Genomic DNA, 16,939 nt, shown 5'->3' with positions numbered 1-16,939 from the left:
CTTTCCCTATTCTCTGTCTTTTATGATACCTGATTTTTTTCATCTTTCAACCATTTCAGCCAATTTTTTATCTCCTTTTCTTTTCCCTGATCCGCAGGCTCATAAAATCTGCTGCCAAGGATCTCTGTAGGCAGGTACTGCTGCTCTACATAATGATTGGGATAATCATGGGCATAGCGGTATCCGGTTCCTCTTTCCAGATCCTTGGCTCCTTTATAGTGGGCGTCTCTTAAATGCGGCGGAACGGTCGTTTTCACTTTTCTCACACTGTCATTTGCTGAAAAAATCGCCAGGGTCGCCGCATTGCTCTTGGGCGCCGACGCTACATACAAGACAGCCTGGGCCAGGATCAACTGAGCCTCCGGCATTCCGATCCGCTCCACCGCCTGTGCCGCCGACACAGCTACCGTCAGCGCCATGGGGTCTGCATTTCCCACATCCTCCGACGCGCAGATCATGACCCTTCTGGCAATAAACCGGATGTCCTCTCCTCCATACAGCATTTTAGCCAGATAATAGACGGCGGCATCCGGATCCGATCCCCGCATGCTCTTAATGAAGGCAGAGATCACATCATAGTGGTTGTCCCCCGATTTGTCATACTGAATCGCCCGCCGCTGAATACATTCCTCTGCCACAGACAAGGTAATGTGTATCTTCCCGTCCTCTCCTCTGGGTGTTGTTAAGATCCCCAGTTCCAGGGCATTCAATCCGCTTCTGGCGTCTCCCCCCGCCATATCCGCCAGGAAGTCCAGCGCCTCCTCTTCTATCACCGCCCGGTAGCTTCCCATTCCCCGCTCCTCATCGGAAACAGCACGGCGCAGCAGCGCTTTGACCTCTTCCTTTCCCAAGGCATACAGTTCAAAGACATGAGAGCGGGACAAGAGAGCCTGATTCACTTCAAAATACGGATTTTCTGTCGTGGCTCCGATCAGGATCACCGTTCCATCCTCTACAAAAGGCAGCAGATAGTCCTGTTGTCCCTTGTGGAACCGGTGGATCTCATCCACAAACAGGATGGTCTTTCTGCCATACATCCCCCGGAGTTCTTTGGCCTGCCGGATCGCTTCTTCCATATCTTTTTTCCCCGCCGAGGTGGCGTTGATCTGCACAAAGCTGGCGCTGGTGGTTTCTGCGATCACCTTCGCCAGCGTCGTTTTTCCGGTTCCCGGCGGTCCGTAAAAGATCAGGGACCTGAGTTTGTCCGCCTGAATGGCACGGTACAAAAGCTTATCCTTCCCTATGATATGCTGCTGCCCCACCACCTCTTCCAGAGAAGCCGGACGCAGCCGTACTGCCAGCGGCCCCGCTTCCTGTTTTTCTTTTTCTTCCATATATTCAAACAGATCCATTTTTTCTCCTTTTCCCCGCCCCATTTGCTTCTTTCGTGAACCAAAGGAGCCTTTTTCGTTTGCTTCTTATTATAGCATACCCTTCTGTTCCCGGCGCAAAAAACCTCCTTCTTCCCGCAGTTTTTCTCCTTGTTTTTCTTTCCTGCTTTTTTCCGTCTTTTCTTCTCTTTTTTCTTCTCGTTTTCTTCTCATTTATTCTTCTCGTTTTTTCTTCTCGTCTTTTCTCCCCGTGTCCCCTTCCCCGTCCTCTCTTCTCCCATTCTGCTATCTCCCCGTTTTGACCGCCTGCTGTTTTCTCTTCCTTTTCTTGCCAGAACCAGGGATGGGTGTTATAATTACCTTCATCTCAAAAACTGCCCGTCTTTATCTGACGGCAGTCACATACATTTCACACAACTTTTCCTGCCGCTGCGGCGGGATAGCGTCTATAGATTACCGGGATACCCGGAAGAAAGGAAAGCGCCGGTCAGAAAAACCGCCGGCGCAACAGGATCACATGAAAACAAACACACCCGTGAAATCAGAACAAAATAAAATGGGAACGATGGAAATTTCTCCGCTTTTGATTTCCGTATCGCTTCCCATGATGCTGTCCATGCTGGTACAGGCTCTTTATAATATTGTAGACAGCATGTTTGTGGCACAGCTCAGTGAAGATGCGCTGACCGCCGTTTCTCTGGCCTTTCCCATACAGACTCTTATGATCTCTGTGTCGGCCGGACTCGGCGTTGGTATGAACGCCCTTCTTTCCCGGAGCCTGGGAGAAGGCAATCAGGAGAAGGTAAACAGAGCTGCCAGCAACGGTCTGTTTCTGAATCTGGTCTGCTGTCTGGCCTTTGCCATCTTCGGGGCATTCGGTTCCCGCTCTTTTTTTGCCTCCCAGACCGCCGATCCCCGGATCATTCAATACGGCACGCAGTATCTGCAGATCATCACTATCTTCAGCATCGGTATTTTCTTGCAGATCACCTTTGAACGGCTGCTGCAGTCCACCGGACAGACCTTCTATAACATGATCACCCAGGGAACCGGCGCCATCATCAATATCATCCTGGATCCCATTTTGATCTTTGGTCTTCTGGGATTCCCCCGCCTGGGCGTGACCGGCGCCGCCATCGCCACCGTATTCGGCCAGTTTGTAGCCTTTTCCCTGTCTATTTTCTTCCATCAGAAAAAGAACAGGGAGATCTCCCTGAGGTTTTCCGGATTCCGCCCTCACCTGCCCACCATCTCCGTCATCTGTGAAGTGGGAGTTCCTTCTATCGTGATGCAGGCCATCGGCTCTGTGATGGTATTTGGAATGAATAAGATCCTTTTGCTCTATTCTTCCACAGCCGCCGCCGTCTTCGGTATCTATTTCAAGCTTCAGAGCTTTATCTTCATGCCCGTATTCGGTCTGAGCAACGGCATGATCCCCATCGTGGCATATAACTACGGAGCAGGGCATGTAGCCCGGATTAAAAAAACCATTTCTCTCAGCTACCGGATCGCCATCGGCATCATGCTGATAGGGCTGGCCATCTTCCAGACTTTGCCCCGGTATCTTTTGGTTCATCTGTTTCACGCTTCTCCCCATATGCTGCAGATCGGCGTTCCGGCTCTGCGGATCATCAGTCTCAGCTTTACCTTTGCCGGCTACGGGATCATGTCCGGTTCTGTCTACCAGGCGCTGGGGAATGGGTTTTACAGCCTGATCGCCTCGTTTTTAAGGCAGATCTGTGTCATCCTTCCGGCCGCTTACCTGCTTGCACATTTCTTCGGTCTGTCTGCCGTCTGGTGGTCGGTACCCATTGCAGAGATTGTGGCCGTTATCACCTTTACTTTCTTAAACCGCAGGATCTACCGTAAAAAACTGGATCCAATGGGCGTTTGTACTACTCCGACGTAACCCTTAAAAGCCTCGAAAATTGAATGATACCTCAGGAGATCATCCCTTCCCACCGGCTTACTTTTTCTTCTTCCCCGCGTGCTTCTTCTCTGTTTTCACGCTCCACCCAAATTTTCCCAGACTTTTTCCAAGGCTCAGATACTCTCCGTGGGAATAAGCCAGAAGTCCCGACTGGTTCAGGGAAAATCTGCCGTTTTCTTCCAGGTAGGCTGTATCTGCCTGCACTGCCAGCACCTCTGCCAGAAACATATGATGACTGCCCAGCTCCTGGATCTGCGTGATCCGGCATTCGATGTTTACAGGACTTTCCTTGACGGTAGGCGCAAAAGCAAGGGCGCTTGCCCTGCCTCTTGTCAAGCCGGTCTCCTTCCATTTATCGTAGTCCCTCCCCGATCGGACGCCGCACCAGTCGGTGGCATACGCCAGATCTTCCGTCGTCAGGTTGACAACAAATTCTTTCGACTCCTTCAATAGCTCATAGGAATACCTCTCCGGTCTGACAGAGATATACAGCATGGCGGGATTGGTGCAGACCGTCCCTGTCCACGCCACCGTGATCAGATTATCCCTGCCGTCCTCTGTGGCCATACTGACCAGCACTGCCGGCAAAGGATACACCAGATTGCCCGGCTTCCAGACTTCTTTTTTTCCTGCCGTTTCCGCCGTCTTTTCCCTGTCTTTCCGATGCACTCTTCCCCTCTTCTTTTCCGTTCTTTTCCGGTTTTCCGCTGACGTCCTTCCTATTCTCCCGCTCATTGATGCATCACTCCCACCAGCGCCGGAATCAACTGCTTCTTCCTGGATACCACATCTTCCAGGATCAGTTTGTCCGTATCTTCCCGCACATCAAAGGCCTCCATCGCATACTCTTTCGCTCCGATTCCCACGCAGAGCAGTTCGGTGGACTCGCTTAAAATATCCGTCAGCATAAAGTACACCATCTGAAGTTTATGGTTTTCCAAAACCTCCGGCAGATAGGGAAGCAAAATGTCGCTTAGATCTGTCAGCTCTTCCTTGTTCATAGAATTGATCTGCCCCACGCCAAAAGTGATCCCGTTGACGGCAAACTGCTTGAAATCCTGGAAGCAGATCTCTTCCGCCGTCTTTCCCGACAGATTACTTCCTGCCTTAAACATCTCCTGGGCCATCTTTTCCATATTCAATCCCGCGATCGCCGCCAGCTTTTTGGCTGCCTTTTCATCCACCTTGGTACAGGTGGGGGAACGAAACAAAAGGGTATCCGATATGATGGCGCTGCAAAGCAGTCCTGCGATCGTCGGATCGATGGCGATCCCCTCCTCCTCGTACATCTGACTGACGATGGTGGCAGTACAGCCTACCGGCTGGTTACGGAAAAACACCGGCCCCATGGTTTCGATGTTTCCCAGACGATGATGATCGATGATCTCCCGGATATCAGCTTCTTCGATCCCGTCCACCGCCTGTGATTTTTCGTTGTGATCCACCAGGATCACCTTCTTTTTACTCACATCCAGAAATCTCCGTCTGGAAATAAATCCTTTAAACCTGCCGTGTCTGTCCAGAATGGGGAAGTCGCGAAACTTCTTTTTTGCCATGACTTCCTTGATATCGTCCACATAGTCACTCATTCGGAAAGTTACCAGCGGCATTTTCGTCATGAAATGCTTTACCGGTATACTTTGATTGATCAGCCTTGCTGTAGTAAAGGTATCATACGGCGTGCGGATGATCACGATGCTTTGTTCCTCCGCCTTCTGGATCAGTTCATCGGATACTTCTGCATTCTGGCAGATCACCAGGCAGCTGGCGTCAATGTCTACCGCACACTCCTGAGCTTCCCGACGGTTCCCCAGGATCACCAGATCGTCCTTTTCAATAAATTCTGCCATCAGATCCGGGTTGGAAGCGCCGATGGTCACCTTCCCCTTTGTAAAATACCCATGCTCGTTGCCCGTTACCAGCACTCCGTCCAGCGTCCGTATGATATTTTTGTACTGCGTCTTAGCCTCCGAAAGCTTCCTTCCATCGTCTACATTCATGTAGGAGGTGGCAATATCCCCCGTGGAGATCACCCCTGCCAGTTCTCCGTCCTTCAGGACCGGTATGGTCTTTACATTGTATTCTTTCATTTTGGCCCAGGTATCCTTAATGGATACATTGGTTTCCACTCCGTCGATCTTGTGGATATCCATGTCCTTTACCTGAAGCTTTACATTTGCCAAAAGAGGCGGCTCCTCCACCTGAAATTTTTTCAGCACATAATGCGTCTCTTCGTTGATCCGCCCCGCCCGCCTTGCCACATAATCTTCGCCTGTTTTTTTCCTTTTTAAATCAGCGTAGGCAATCGCAGAACAGATCGAATCTGTATCCGGGTTTTTATGTCCTACCACGTAGATTTTTTCTGCTTTCTTCCCCATGATACCGCTCCTTTTCCTGATATTCTATGATAAGATTGCCATGTTTTCCTGTTACCGTCAACCAAAACTTCCCCTCCCGTCTGTTTTTTTCTTTGAACACCTTCCCTTCCTATGTTATAATGATTCCAAGCGTTGTGAAACGAAACAGAAATCTACAGGAAGGAATGTGAGTCATGAGCGAAGAATTATTACAAGAAGAAACCAATCTTACAATGCAGGATCTGGAGGAGCATTTTGATGATGCCAATCCCTGGAACCTGGTGATGAAGTACCTGGAAGAAAAGACCGTACTTCCCGTTAAGATCGAAGGGATCGTCAACGGAGGCGCCATTGCCATGGTGGAGGGACTGCGTGGATTTATTCCTGCTTCCCGTATTTCCCTTTCGTACATCGAAGATCTGGAGTCCTGCCTTCTCATGGATATCGAAGTGCGCGTCATCGAGGCAGACCAGGCTGAAAACCGCCTGATCCTCTCTGCCAGAGAGATCCTGAAGGAAAAGGAGAAAAAAGAGCTGGAAGAAAAGATCGCTGCCGTCAAAGTAGGAAGCGTAACTTCCGGTACGGTAGAATCTCTTCAGGATTACGGCGCTTTTGTCCGTCTGGAGAACGGGCTGTCCGGCCTGGTACATGTTTCCCAGATCAGCCAGAAGCGCATCAAGCATCCAAAAGATGTCCTGCATACAGGCGACACCGTACAGGTAAAGATCATCGGACTCAAAGACGGAAAGATCAGCCTCAGCATGAAAGCGCTGGAGGAAGTTGCCGAAGAGCCGGAAGAAAAAGTGGAGATTCCCAAATCCGAGAAGATCGGTACCAGCCTGGGAGATCTGTTTAAAAATATCAAGCTTTCTGAATAGTCTGCTCATAAAAATGCCGTTATCCTGCTATATCCCGGGACTACGGCATTTTTCAATTTCTGAAATACAGCGAGAGATACCGCAGACTCCTGCATGATGTGAGTTTGCGGTATCTTCCTGACAGCAGTTCTAAAACAACGCCCTCTAAAATCCTTTTATAGAATGTCCTCTTTTTTGCCCAGGATATAAAAGAGCAGGGCCGTCAAACAAAATCCGATGATCAGATGCCCTGCCAGAACTCCTACACTTGTAATTCCAAATCCCGGCACTAAGAAATATACATTGGAAAACTCCAGCTTTCCCATTAACATTGTAATGGTGTAAATTCCCATCTGTATGAAAAAAGGAAAGGTATATACAAAAATCTTCCATTCTGAAAAAAAACTGACTGACAATGCCATCGTAGCGTAAATCCCCGCAAACACAAAGGTAAGCGCCAAAAAGATCCCCAGATAGATCCCCGGCTTTGTAAAGAAAAGATGCTTCCACAAACTCTCATAGGTGATGTTATTACTTTGCAGCGCCGATTCTGCTAAAAGGTTGGGCACAAAAAGCAGGGTTCCCAGCCAGTTCACAAGCAGGGGAATGATCACCGCAGTTCCTCCCGACAAAAATACCGCCAAATACTTTGCCTTCAGATAGCTGCTTCTTTGCTCTCTGCTGTAAATTTGTCGGATAAATCCTCCTTTTACATCTTCATAATAAGATTGTCCATACGGAAACACTGCCAGAAGCGGAAGTATGGCATAAAATACAAATCCCTCTATGTTGTAGGTATTCCCGCCCATCCACAGTTCACTTGCCGACACCGGATGTGTCAGTCCTTTGTATACTCCTCCCAGGCTTCGCAGATATCGATAATGCGGGATGCCACATCGAATCACATGACAAAGAGAGATCCCGCAGCCTATAAGCAAGGTGATCCGGTAAGACAGTCCCTGAAATGCTCTCTTGATTTCCATTTGATAGACTTTTTTCATTTTTTCTCCTTTTTCTCCTGCATGGGCCCGATGGCTATTCTGCATTTTTCCGGATACAGCTTGTAGGTAACAAAAAAGTCATGCGCCAGCAGCGTTTCTCTCTTGCTTCTGTCGGAGTAGTAAAAAAGATACGGGATTTCAAATACCTTTTTCTCTTCGGGTGCCAGCGTCTGCCGGAGTGGTTCCCCCTGATTCAGAGTCGAAAACTCCGTCATTCCAACTCCGTTTGTATATCCTTCCGCTTCCAGACACATCTCCGACAGATCCAGCAGGGATTCTTCGTCACTGTGGTTCACTGCTTCCATCTGCACAATCAGAATGTCATCCTTTTCTCCGGCGTCCATGTCACTGGCTGCTTCCATTAATCTGCTATCTTCGCTTCTGGTGAGAAATCGTGTCTTTGTCACACGGACATCCACGTCCTTGGTATATGCGATCACCTCTCCCACCTTTTTTTCCACCAGCTTCGGCCTGGGATAGGCCTGATTCAAATGGATAAATCGAAACAGCCACAGACCTGCCAGCAGAAGCATCACTCCTACGTATATGCTCCGCTTTTTCAACATTTCATCTCCTTTTTCTTAATGCGACCTGCGTCCATGTAGATCATTTCGTCTGCCAGATCCATAAATTCCTCCGGATTATGGCTGGAGATCAGCAGCAAGGCTCCTCTTTCTTTTTCCTCCTGCAGAATTTTAAGACAATCCTGCACACTTTTTTCATCCAGCGCATTGGTAGGTTCATCCAGAAGGATCAGATCCGGCTGCTCAAAAATGGCTGCTGCAATCCCCAGCTTCTGCTTCATTCCCAGAGAATATTTTCGATACTTCTTATGCATGTTTTCTTTCAGCCCCACCTTTTCCAGCGCCTGCAGCACCTCCCTTTCCCCTACTTTTTTGCGGATGGAGGCAAGAAGCATCAGATTTTCATATCCACTATATGCTTTCACAAAACCGGGGTTTTCCAACAAAATTCCCATGCTTTCGGGAAAAGAGATCTCCTTCCAAAGCCGCTTTCCATTGATCCATATTTCTCCCTCATCCAGACGGATCAACCCGCTGATGGCCCGCATCAGCATCGTCTTTCCCGCCCCGTTTTTTCCCAAAAGCAGGTAGGCCTTCCCCTTTTCCATCTGCAAATCAACCTGATTCAGGACCATTTCCTGCTTAATCTGTCTGGACACGCCTTTTATCTCTAAATACATTGCTCACCATATATCCTTTCTTTGAATCAAGAAATACCCTATTCCCATACACGCAGCCTGTATTCCCAGCAAAACCCATATCTCCAGTCGAAAATCGATTCCTCTTCCGGCCAGTTGAACGTTTCTCAAAAACATCATTCCATTTCCCAAAAATCCTTCCTCGCACCAATACAGACCACTGAAAAAATAAAAAACAAAAAGCAGATAACTCAGTCTTGGAGAAAGCAGCAACGCACAAGTCTCCTGTAAGATAGCCAACGTCATCAGCGCCAGAGGCGGTACCAGCAGCTGCCATCCGCCGCCCTGTCTTAAAATCCCTACTTCCAGACCTGCCATTTTTTCCTGGAGAAGAGAATGGATCTGCCACCCTCCCCGAAACACAAAAACCCCTGCCACAGCACATACCAAAACCGTACAAAGCAAACAGATCGCCCCACTCTTCCAAAGCCGAAAAACCTGACGGGTCCATATCTGTGTCCGCTTTCTTCTTCGTACAATCCTCTGTCTGCCGGCCTCCGAATATTCCCGCTCTCGCTGGATACTCTGCAGCAAAAGAAAATAGGCAACATACACGAACAAAAAATATGGAATCTTCAAAAGAGAACGGGGACTCGCCTCGAACACCTCGCTGCCTCCGAAGAAATTCAGGTAAAAATCTCCTGCTCCCATCTGATAGCCTGTTCCCGACACGATTCTTTCATTTTTTATTCTTATCGCAAACGTCAGGCAGCTGCATACCACGATCAGGATGGGAAAACTATACATTTTCAGAAAATTCATCACATATACGCCGGTTCTTTTAAGAAACATCCAGTATATCCCTCCTGCCGGAAATCCTTCTGCCTATGGCATACACACCTGCCGCCAGCACGATCCCTCCTGCTAAAAGTCCCATTGTCCATTCCTTCCTGTTCCACAAAAAATCTTCCGGATAAAATACCAGAAAGAAAAACCTCCCTCTTTGAAACGTTTCAATCGCTCCCAGCGCCACCACCAAAAGCCAAATGTATTTTTGTGATTTCGGAAGCAAAAGAAAGACTTGATGGAGGAGAGCCAAAACTGTGATCTTTATCCAGATCAGCAGCAGGTTGACTGCCATCACCCATACCCAGGAGACAGATACCAGCATCTGACTTCTAAGATAAAACACACTTTCATATTGATCCCAGTTATACAGGCTGTCTGTTTTTAGCCATCCCACCACAAAGGCTGTTCCGCCCAAAAGGAGGGTAAAGATCCCAGAGTACCACAACACCTTCTTCACGATCCGATTCCAAAGGAATATCCTTCCCGGCACCCGGCAATAATAATTCAAAGTCTTTCGGTCCTTTGTCTGTTCCAGGAGCAGAAACAGGATGACAGGCATGATCAACACCCCAAACAGAAACGGCTCCTGCACGATCCTGTAAAAGTCACAGACACATACTGTCGCCACCAAATGATATCGGTTTGCACTTTGGCTGAGGATCACAGCAAGAATCAGAACAAGCCCTGCGCTTTCCGTCCCAAATTTTATCTTGCTTTTCAGAAAGACACCCTTTTTTTCACTCACGTTCCGCCTCCATCCTTCGGTCCATACGCCGGCCCCTATTGCCCCCAGGTAAATTTGACCGCTTTCACATATTCATTACGTACCCCATCCACGTAACCTCCCGTAAGATTAAACACGAGATACGCCTCCCGCTTTTCTATCTTTTCGTCCTTTTCTATGTACACCAGCTTCAGATCTTTGCTTTCTTGCGGCTGTAATCTCAACTCCATATAATTATGCCCGTCACTTTCTTCCGCGGTCTTATCTCCCCGCATAACGGCCTCCTCTGCCTCTTCCTCCGTCCCACCGGCTCTTAGATAGATCGTGTTCAGATACATGAATTGTTCTTTCTGTGCCGGATTCGTGATGTTTAAATCTACGATCACATAAGAATATTCATTCCTGATCTGTCCGCTTTCATCTACTTGGATACTCTCCTGATCCCACATCCAGTCCCTCCGGGATGCCGGTAGTTGAAATCCCTCCGGCGTCTTTGTAACAGCCGCGCTCTTTACCACACAGTCAAAGCGTTGTTCCGCATCTGTGATCTGAATGGTCTCTCCCATACTTGCCGCCCGGTCTATCGCATACTGATCGGATTCTTTTTCTGTCTTCCGATCCTCCTTTCCCTCCTTCTCCTGTTTGCTTTCCCTTGAAACATCCTGGTTCCCATATCTGGCTTTCCCCGCCATCCACAGAGTCCCTGCTGCCACACAGATGGTAATCACTGTGATTGCCACGCCTACTCCTCGTTTTTTATTCATAGCATGTTCTCCTTCGTTTTGAAATACCAGAAAATTCTACAAAAGGAGGGTACTCCCCTCCACAAAAACTATTGCCCTGTGTCTGAGTCCCCTCCTTTCATTTCTTTCCCCTAGATGCTGTCCGGACTCCAGAGACCATGTAATAGAATACTGCTGTGAATGGTTGGTGTTAATTGCAAATAGCAATTTCTGTATCCTCTTTCGTAAACCAGATTATATAAATATCTTGCCTGACCCACATTTACATGATAATGATATGCGCCATCCGTAGGATTTATTCCGTTACTTTTTACCTGAACATAAGCTGACACATTCCCCTGATGATAAATATAAGCTGAAGAAGCATCTGTCTTAGCTCTAATCGGAGTTTGCACATCGCCTCCGTCTCCGTTATAGTACAAGCTATAGTATGTATCACCGTGATTATTTGCCCAACTCACTAAGGTTCCTCCCAAGCATGTCATCATTAAAACACCCATAAAAACCGCCGCTACTTTCTTCATATTTTCCCTCCTTACAAACCGTTGTTTCGTTTACAGGCGAACTTTTCCTCCTTTCCTGTCCACCTCCAGAGTAAAAACTACTGACGTAACCGATCGGCCTTCTTATCTAGCTGTTTTTAACATAGCATATATTGATGTAATTTGCAATCCCTGCCTTTGTTGTTTATTGATCTATTTTTTCTATATTAAAAGGGCAGTCATAGATGTTTTCTCTATCACTACCCTTCCTCTTTTCTTCTGCGTATTTATTTTGAATGGAGCCTTCCCCACTCTTCTTCCAGATCCTTCAGCCAGACCGTGCTGCCTGCATCGCTTGGCATCCGCAGATCTCCTCTGGGAGACACCGCTACCGTTCCCACCTTAGGGCCGTCCGGCAGGCAGGAGCGTTTAAACTGCTGACCGAAAAACCGGCGGAAAAAGACGGTTTCCCACCGATAGATCACCTCTTCTTCGTAGATCCCTGCAAATGCCTGCCGCGCCAGTCGAAGGATCTTCCCCGGTTCATATCCAAAACGCAACGTGTAATACATGAAAAAATCATGCAATTCATAGGGCCCCACCAGATCCTCTGTCTTTTGCGAAATCTCCCCCTCTTTGGGAGGCAGAAGTTCCGGACTCACAGGAGTGTCCAGCACATCTTCCAGGATTGCCTGCAGATTTGCGTCTCCGCAGGTTCCGGCATAATGCTCCACCAGATACCGGACCATGGTCTTGGGAACAGAGCTGTTGACTGCATACATGGACATATGATCTCCGTTATAGGTTGCCCAGCCAAGCACCAGCTCTGACAGATCTCCCGTCCCTACCACGATCCCACCGGTCTGGTTGGCCACATCCATCAACACCTGTGTCCGTTCTCTGGCCTGCGCATTCTCATACGTTACACTGTGATCGTTCCTGCTGTGTCCAATATCCGCAAAATGCTGCAGCACCGCCTCTTTGATAGGGATCTCCCGAAGGGTCACTCCCAGTCCTTTCGCCATCCGGCAGGCGTTCTGATAGGTTCTGTCCGTCGTACCAAAACAGGGCATGGTGACGGCCGTAATCCCGCTTCTGTCTTGTCCCAGATAATCAAATGCTTTGACTGTGACCAAAAGAGCCAGCGTGGAATCCAGTCCCCCTGAGATCCCCACCACCGTACTCTTTCCGCCGCAATGTGCCAGTCTTTTCTGTAATCCCTTGGCCTGAATGGTCAGGATCTCTTCACACACCTTTCCTCTCGTGGCTTCTTCGGGGATAAAGGGGGTTGGAGATATGAATCGGCTCAGCTTCGTCTCTTCCCATCCTACAGAAAACGGGATCCTGTCCGTCACACCCTCTCTTCGATGGAAAGTCGTGTTTTTTCGCCTCTCACCGAGGATCCGTTTCACGTCGATCTCACTGACGGTGATCTCCTGGGTAAACACCGGGCTTTCCTTTAAGATGGCTCCGTTTTCCGCAATCATATTGTGTCCGGAAAACACCACGTCTGTGCTGGATTCTTCCTCTCCCGCATTGGCATAGACATACCCGCACACCAAACGGCTTGCGTGCATCCGCACCAGATTTCTCCGATATTCCGCTTTCCCTAAAAGCTCATTGCTGGCAGACAGATTTACCAGGATCACCGCCCCTTTCTGTACTGCCTTTGCCCCCGGAGATTCCACAGACCACAGATCCTCACACAGCTCTGCCGACACCCTCAGTTCTTTCATGGTCTCTTCTTCAAAGATCAGCTGCGGTCCAAAGGGGAGCCTCTCTCCGGCAAACAAAATCTCCTCCGGCTCCTTGGGTCCCTCCGTAAACTGTCTCATCTCATAAAACTCCCCGTAATTCGGCAAAAAAGACTTGGTGGTAAAGCCCAGGATCCTTCCCCGGTTTACCGCCGCAGCCACATTATAAAGCTTTCCTTCCTGTTCCAGCGGAAGCCCTACAAAGAAAAGACCATCCATCTCCCCGGAAGCTTTTGCGATCTCTTTCAGCCCCTCTTTTGCCGCCTGCAGCAGAAGATCCTGGGCAAACAGATCCCCGCAGGTGTATCCGGTGACGGAAAGCTCCGGAAATACCGTGATTTTTATTCCCAGTCTGGATGCTTCTTCCATTTTTTTGCAGATCTCCTGCGTATTGTATGGAACATCTGCCACTCGTAACCGAGGTGTGACAGCCGCCACTTTCACAAACCCATGCCGCATGTTTTTGTCCTCCCTTAGACTTTTCCCTGTTTCATGATCTCTTTTAATTCCTCTACCGTATAGAGATATGCCTGATTGCAGAAGTGACACCGGACTTCCATATCCTCTCCTTCCAGGATCAGGTCTTTCAGATCCTGCTTCCCGATGCTTGCCACAGCCCGCTTTACCCTCTCCTTGGAGCAGTTACAGAAAAATCTGGTTTCTACTTTGTCATGGATCTCCAGATCCAGTCCCTGCAGCAGGATCTCCAGCATACTCTCCGGTGTTTCTCCCCGTTCCAGAAGTTCTGTTACAGAGGTCACTTCCTTTAGATTCTGTTCCAGCTGTGCAATGGACGCCTCTTGCGCAAAAGGCATCAGCTGAATGATAAATCCTCCTGCACAGCTCACCCGGTTGTTTTTTTCCATCAGAACACCCAGTCCCACAGAAGATGGCACCTGTTCTGAATTGGCAAAATAATAGGTCAGATCCTCTGCGATCTCACTGGATACCAGAATCGTCTGTCCGGAATACGGTTCCTTCAGCCCCATATCCTTGATCACCTGAATCAGACCGATGCCCACAGCGCCTCCCACATCCAGCTTTCCGTTCTTGGGCGGCAGCATCACATCCGGATGCCGCACATACCCCTTGACATTGGCATGACTGTCTGCCGTTACCGTGATTCCCCCCAGCGGACCGTCTCCTTGTATCTGTACCGTCAGCATATCCGTTTCATTTTTCATCATGCTTCCCATCATGGCTCCTGCACACAAAAGCCTGCCCAGCGCCGCTGTCGCCACCGGGCTGGTCTGATGCCGCCGTCTTGCCTCTTCCACCAGGTGCTTCCCGGTAATGGCAAACGCCCGGATCTGTCCGTTTGCCGCCGTTGCTCTTACAATATAATCTTTCATCTGCCCGATTCTCCTTCTCCTTTGCCCTGCTCCTTTGCCACCACTGTGATCCGCTCACTGCAGGAACGGGGCAGGGTTCCTGTATAGGCATCAAACGCCTGACAAAATTCCAGTCCGCTCCGCTGCAAAAGCCGCCGGATCTCTCCCAGCGTATATCCTCTTTGTACATGTGTTTCCTGGAACTTCCGGTAGAGATCCTCCTCTTCCCGGACAAACAAGGTCAGGTCACAGACGTTTTTCTTCTTTTCCTCGTGATAGAAGTTGTTCCAGATAAAACTACATTCCTCCCGATCCTCTGCGATCACCTGCTCTCCCAGGATTTTTTCGTATTTATAGGTGGTATTGAAATCAAAGAAAAAAATGCCTCCCGGATCCAGATAATTGTTGACCAGGCGAAAGACTTTTTCCAGTTCCTCCTCTTGCAGGATATAATTGACGGAATCACAGACGCTGACAACGGCCCGCACCGTTCCGTACAGTTCAAATTCTCTCATGTCCTGCAAAAGATAGAGAATATCCCTTCCGGAACTCAGTTTTTTCTCCTGTGCGATCTCCAGCATTTCCAAAGACCGGTCTATTCCTATCATATCGTAACCGGCCTCGGCCAGACACTCCGTCAGACTGCCTGTGCCACAGCAAAGATCCAGCACCAGTCCGTCCCGGATCCCTCTGCTTTTTAAAATCTCTTCAATGTATGCCGCCCATTCCGCGTACGGCACGTTGTCCATGAACACATCATATACCTGTGCAAAATTGGTATAAGCTTCCACAAAGTTTCCCTCTCTTTTTCCATGCATTTAGCAGACCTTACAGATCCACCCTTCCGGCGCCGGAATCTCCTCCAGGCGGATACCCTCCAGCGTGTCGTACAGCTTCTGCAAAACCGGTCCCATTTTTTCCATTCCGCTTCGGAACAGGATTTCTTTTCCGTGGTCTGTGATCTTTCCTACCGGGGAAATCACCGCCGCCGTTCCGCAAAGACCGCACTCTGCAAAGCTTTCCACCTCTTCCAGCAGGACCTCTCTTTCCTCCACTTCCATTCCCAGGTATTCCCTGGCTACATAAAGAAGAGACCGTCTGGTGATGGAGGGAAGTATCGTAGGCGATTTCGGCGTCACAAGTCTGCCGTCTTCCGTGACAAACAGGAAATTCGCTCCCCCTGTTTCCTCTACCTTCGTCCTTGTGGCTGCATCCAGATACAGATTTTCATCATACCCCTGCTTGTGGGCGTCCATGATCGCATACAGGCTCATGGCATAGTTCAGTCCCGCTTTCACGTGGCCGGTTCCGTGAGGCGCCGCTCTGTCATAGTCGCATACCCGAAGGGAGATGGGCTTTGCCCCGCCTTTAAAATAGGGGCCCACCGGAGTGGCAAACACACGGAATTCATATTCTTCTGAAGGTTTTACTCCGATCACCGCATCGCTTCCAAACATATACGGCCGAATATACAGGCTGGCCCCTGAACCGTAGGGAGGAACATAAGCCTGGTTGGCTTCTGCTACCTGGCGCACCGCCTCCACAAACTTTTCTTTGGGAAATACCGGCATCTCCAGACGCCTTGCACTTTCCTCCATCCGTTCTCCGTTCAGATCCGGGCGAAACAGGACCACATTTCCTTTTTTTGTGGTAAAGGCCTTCAGCCCTTCAAAACAGGTCTGGGCATACTGAAGAACGCCGGCACATTCGCTGATACGCACCGTCGCATCCTCTGTCAGTCCGCCTTCCTTCCACGCTCCGTTTTTGTACTGTGCAACAAACCTCTGATCTGTCTGTATATATCCAAATCCCAGGTTTGACCAGTCAATTGCTTTCTTATCCATGTATATCCCTCCGATTTTCGTGATTTCCTACCCTTTGTTCTTCTTATTTCCTATGTACTTAACGTTCCATCATACTGATGGATTCGATCCCGACGCTTCCTCCCCGCACCACTTCAATACTCTGAAAGGACTCCTTCATCAGCTTCACCACCGCGTCGTTTTTGGTGGCGGTCTGCACAAACTCCAAAAGCAGCTCCTCTTTTCCGTAGTCGATCACCTTTGCCTTGAAGGTCTCCGCGATCTGGAAGCATTCTACCTTATGTTCCGGAGAGCATTTCTTTACTTTCACATAAAGGATCTCTTTCATACGGACAAAAATATCTGTAAAATCAATGACTTTGATCACTTCCACCAGCCTGTTCAACTGTTTCTTGATCTGTTCAAAGGTTTCATCGTCACTGACGGTTGCGATCGTCATTCTGGAAATCGTGGCATCTTCCGTCGTTCCCACCGTCAAACTGTCCAGGTTGTAGGATTTTCCGGAAAACAGACCGGAGATCTTGGATAACACACCTACCTGATTTTCCACATACAGGGAAATCCACCGTTTTTTCATTCCGCTTCCATACATTTT

At 48.9% G+C, this 16,939-nt stretch carries 17 protein-coding genes; 2 read left to right on the top strand and 15 right to left on the bottom strand.

Annotated elements, in window-relative coordinates:
- Positions 1-20: 20 nt before the first annotated feature.
- The gene (locus FYJ34_RS10680) at positions 21-1,352 is read right to left on the bottom strand and encodes a replication-associated recombination protein A (RefSeq protein WP_154478480.1); all 1,332 of its coding nucleotides are present in this window, start codon (positions 1,350-1,352) and stop codon (positions 21-23) included.
- A 496-nt stretch (positions 1,353-1,848) separates the two neighbouring features.
- Here FYJ34_RS10680 and FYJ34_RS10675 point away from each other — a divergent pair, with 496 nt between their 5' ends.
- Positions 1,849-3,240: an MATE family efflux transporter gene (locus FYJ34_RS10675; protein WP_154478478.1), complete on the top strand. Its 1,392-nt coding sequence runs from the start codon at positions 1,849-1,851 to the stop codon at positions 3,238-3,240.
- Between the two features lie 57 nt (positions 3,241-3,297).
- Here FYJ34_RS10675 and FYJ34_RS10670 read toward each other — a convergent pair whose 3' ends face one another.
- Both FYJ34_RS10670 and FYJ34_RS10665 read right to left on the bottom strand, forming a co-directional pair.
- Positions 3,298-3,996 carry a flavin reductase family protein gene (locus FYJ34_RS10670; protein ID WP_154478476.1) on the bottom strand — a complete coding sequence of 233 codons (699 nt, stop codon included), beginning with the start codon at positions 3,994-3,996 and terminating at the stop codon, positions 3,298-3,300.
- Positions 3,993-5,639, bottom strand: coding sequence for a putative manganese-dependent inorganic diphosphatase (locus FYJ34_RS10665; protein ID WP_154478474.1), 1,647 nt, complete (start codon positions 5,637-5,639; stop codon positions 3,993-3,995). The genes FYJ34_RS10670 and FYJ34_RS10665 overlap by 4 nt, the downstream gene beginning before the upstream one ends.
- A gap of 173 nt (positions 5,640-5,812) precedes the next feature.
- Between FYJ34_RS10665 and FYJ34_RS10660 the strand changes: the two genes are divergently transcribed.
- The gene (locus FYJ34_RS10660; protein ID WP_154478472.1) at positions 5,813-6,496 is read left to right on the top strand and encodes a S1 RNA-binding domain-containing protein; all 684 of its coding nucleotides are present in this window, start codon (positions 5,813-5,815) and stop codon (positions 6,494-6,496) included.
- 155 nt (positions 6,497-6,651) lie between these two features.
- On the opposite strand, the gene FYJ34_RS10655 is transcribed toward FYJ34_RS10660, so the two are convergent.
- From FYJ34_RS10655 to ilvN, 12 genes are all read right to left on the bottom strand, one after another.
- Positions 6,652-7,476 (bottom strand): hypothetical protein, encoded by an 825-nt coding sequence (locus tag FYJ34_RS10655; RefSeq protein ID WP_154478470.1) that lies wholly within the window; start codon positions 7,474-7,476, stop codon positions 6,652-6,654.
- Positions 7,473-8,042 (bottom strand): hypothetical protein, encoded by a 570-nt coding sequence (locus FYJ34_RS10650; protein WP_154478469.1) that lies wholly within the window; start codon positions 8,040-8,042, stop codon positions 7,473-7,475. Before FYJ34_RS10650 ends, FYJ34_RS10655 begins: the two co-directional genes overlap by 4 nt.
- On the bottom strand, positions 8,036-8,680 hold the full coding sequence (locus FYJ34_RS10645; protein ID WP_154478468.1) for an ABC transporter ATP-binding protein: 645 nt from the start codon (positions 8,678-8,680) through the stop codon (positions 8,036-8,038). Before FYJ34_RS10645 ends, FYJ34_RS10650 begins: the two co-directional genes overlap by 7 nt.
- A 3-nt stretch (positions 8,681-8,683) precedes the next feature.
- Positions 8,684-9,490, bottom strand: a complete 807-nt coding sequence (locus tag FYJ34_RS10640) for a hypothetical protein (RefSeq protein WP_154478466.1) — start codon at positions 9,488-9,490, stop codon at positions 8,684-8,686.
- Positions 9,480-10,232, bottom strand: coding sequence for a hypothetical protein (locus FYJ34_RS10635; protein WP_154478464.1), 753 nt, complete (start codon positions 10,230-10,232; stop codon positions 9,480-9,482). The genes FYJ34_RS10640 and FYJ34_RS10635 overlap by 11 nt, the downstream gene beginning before the upstream one ends.
- A gap of 35 nt (positions 10,233-10,267) precedes the next feature.
- Complete coding sequence (locus tag FYJ34_RS10630) at positions 10,268-10,975, bottom strand: hypothetical protein (RefSeq protein ID WP_154478462.1); 708 nt, start codon at positions 10,973-10,975, stop codon at positions 10,268-10,270.
- A gap of 110 nt (positions 10,976-11,085) precedes the next feature.
- Positions 11,086-11,478, bottom strand: coding sequence for a DUF2712 domain-containing protein (locus tag FYJ34_RS10625; protein WP_154478460.1), 393 nt, complete (start codon positions 11,476-11,478; stop codon positions 11,086-11,088).
- A 245-nt stretch (positions 11,479-11,723) separates the two neighbouring features.
- Positions 11,724-13,649: an NAD(+) synthase gene (locus FYJ34_RS10620; RefSeq protein ID WP_154478458.1), complete on the bottom strand. Its 1,926-nt coding sequence runs from the start codon at positions 13,647-13,649 to the stop codon at positions 11,724-11,726.
- 14 nt (positions 13,650-13,663) lie between these two features.
- On the bottom strand, positions 13,664-14,542 hold the full coding sequence (gene hslO / locus FYJ34_RS10615; protein WP_154478456.1) for an Hsp33 family molecular chaperone HslO: 879 nt from the start codon (positions 14,540-14,542) through the stop codon (positions 13,664-13,666).
- Positions 14,539-15,312 carry a class I SAM-dependent DNA methyltransferase gene (locus tag FYJ34_RS10610; protein WP_276958735.1) on the bottom strand — a complete coding sequence of 258 codons (774 nt, stop codon included), beginning with the start codon at positions 15,310-15,312 and terminating at the stop codon, positions 14,539-14,541. The genes hslO and FYJ34_RS10610 overlap by 4 nt, the downstream gene beginning before the upstream one ends.
- Before the next feature lie 27 nt (positions 15,313-15,339).
- Positions 15,340-16,365, bottom strand: coding sequence for a branched-chain amino acid aminotransferase (locus FYJ34_RS10605; RefSeq protein ID WP_154478452.1), 1,026 nt, complete (start codon positions 16,363-16,365; stop codon positions 15,340-15,342).
- A 58-nt stretch (positions 16,366-16,423) separates the two neighbouring features.
- Entirely contained in the window at positions 16,424-16,936 is a 513-nt protein-coding gene (gene ilvN, locus FYJ34_RS10600) for an acetolactate synthase small subunit (RefSeq protein ID WP_154478450.1), read from the bottom strand.
- Positions 16,937-16,939: the final 3 nt, after the last annotated feature.

Source organism: Suipraeoptans intestinalis (genome assembly GCF_009696485.1).
Lineage (GTDB): Bacteria > Bacillota > Clostridia > Lachnospirales > Lachnospiraceae > Suipraeoptans > Suipraeoptans intestinalis.
The sequence above is the reverse complement of the archived record's forward strand: the minus strand, read 5'-3'. Positions and strand labels throughout refer to the sequence as shown.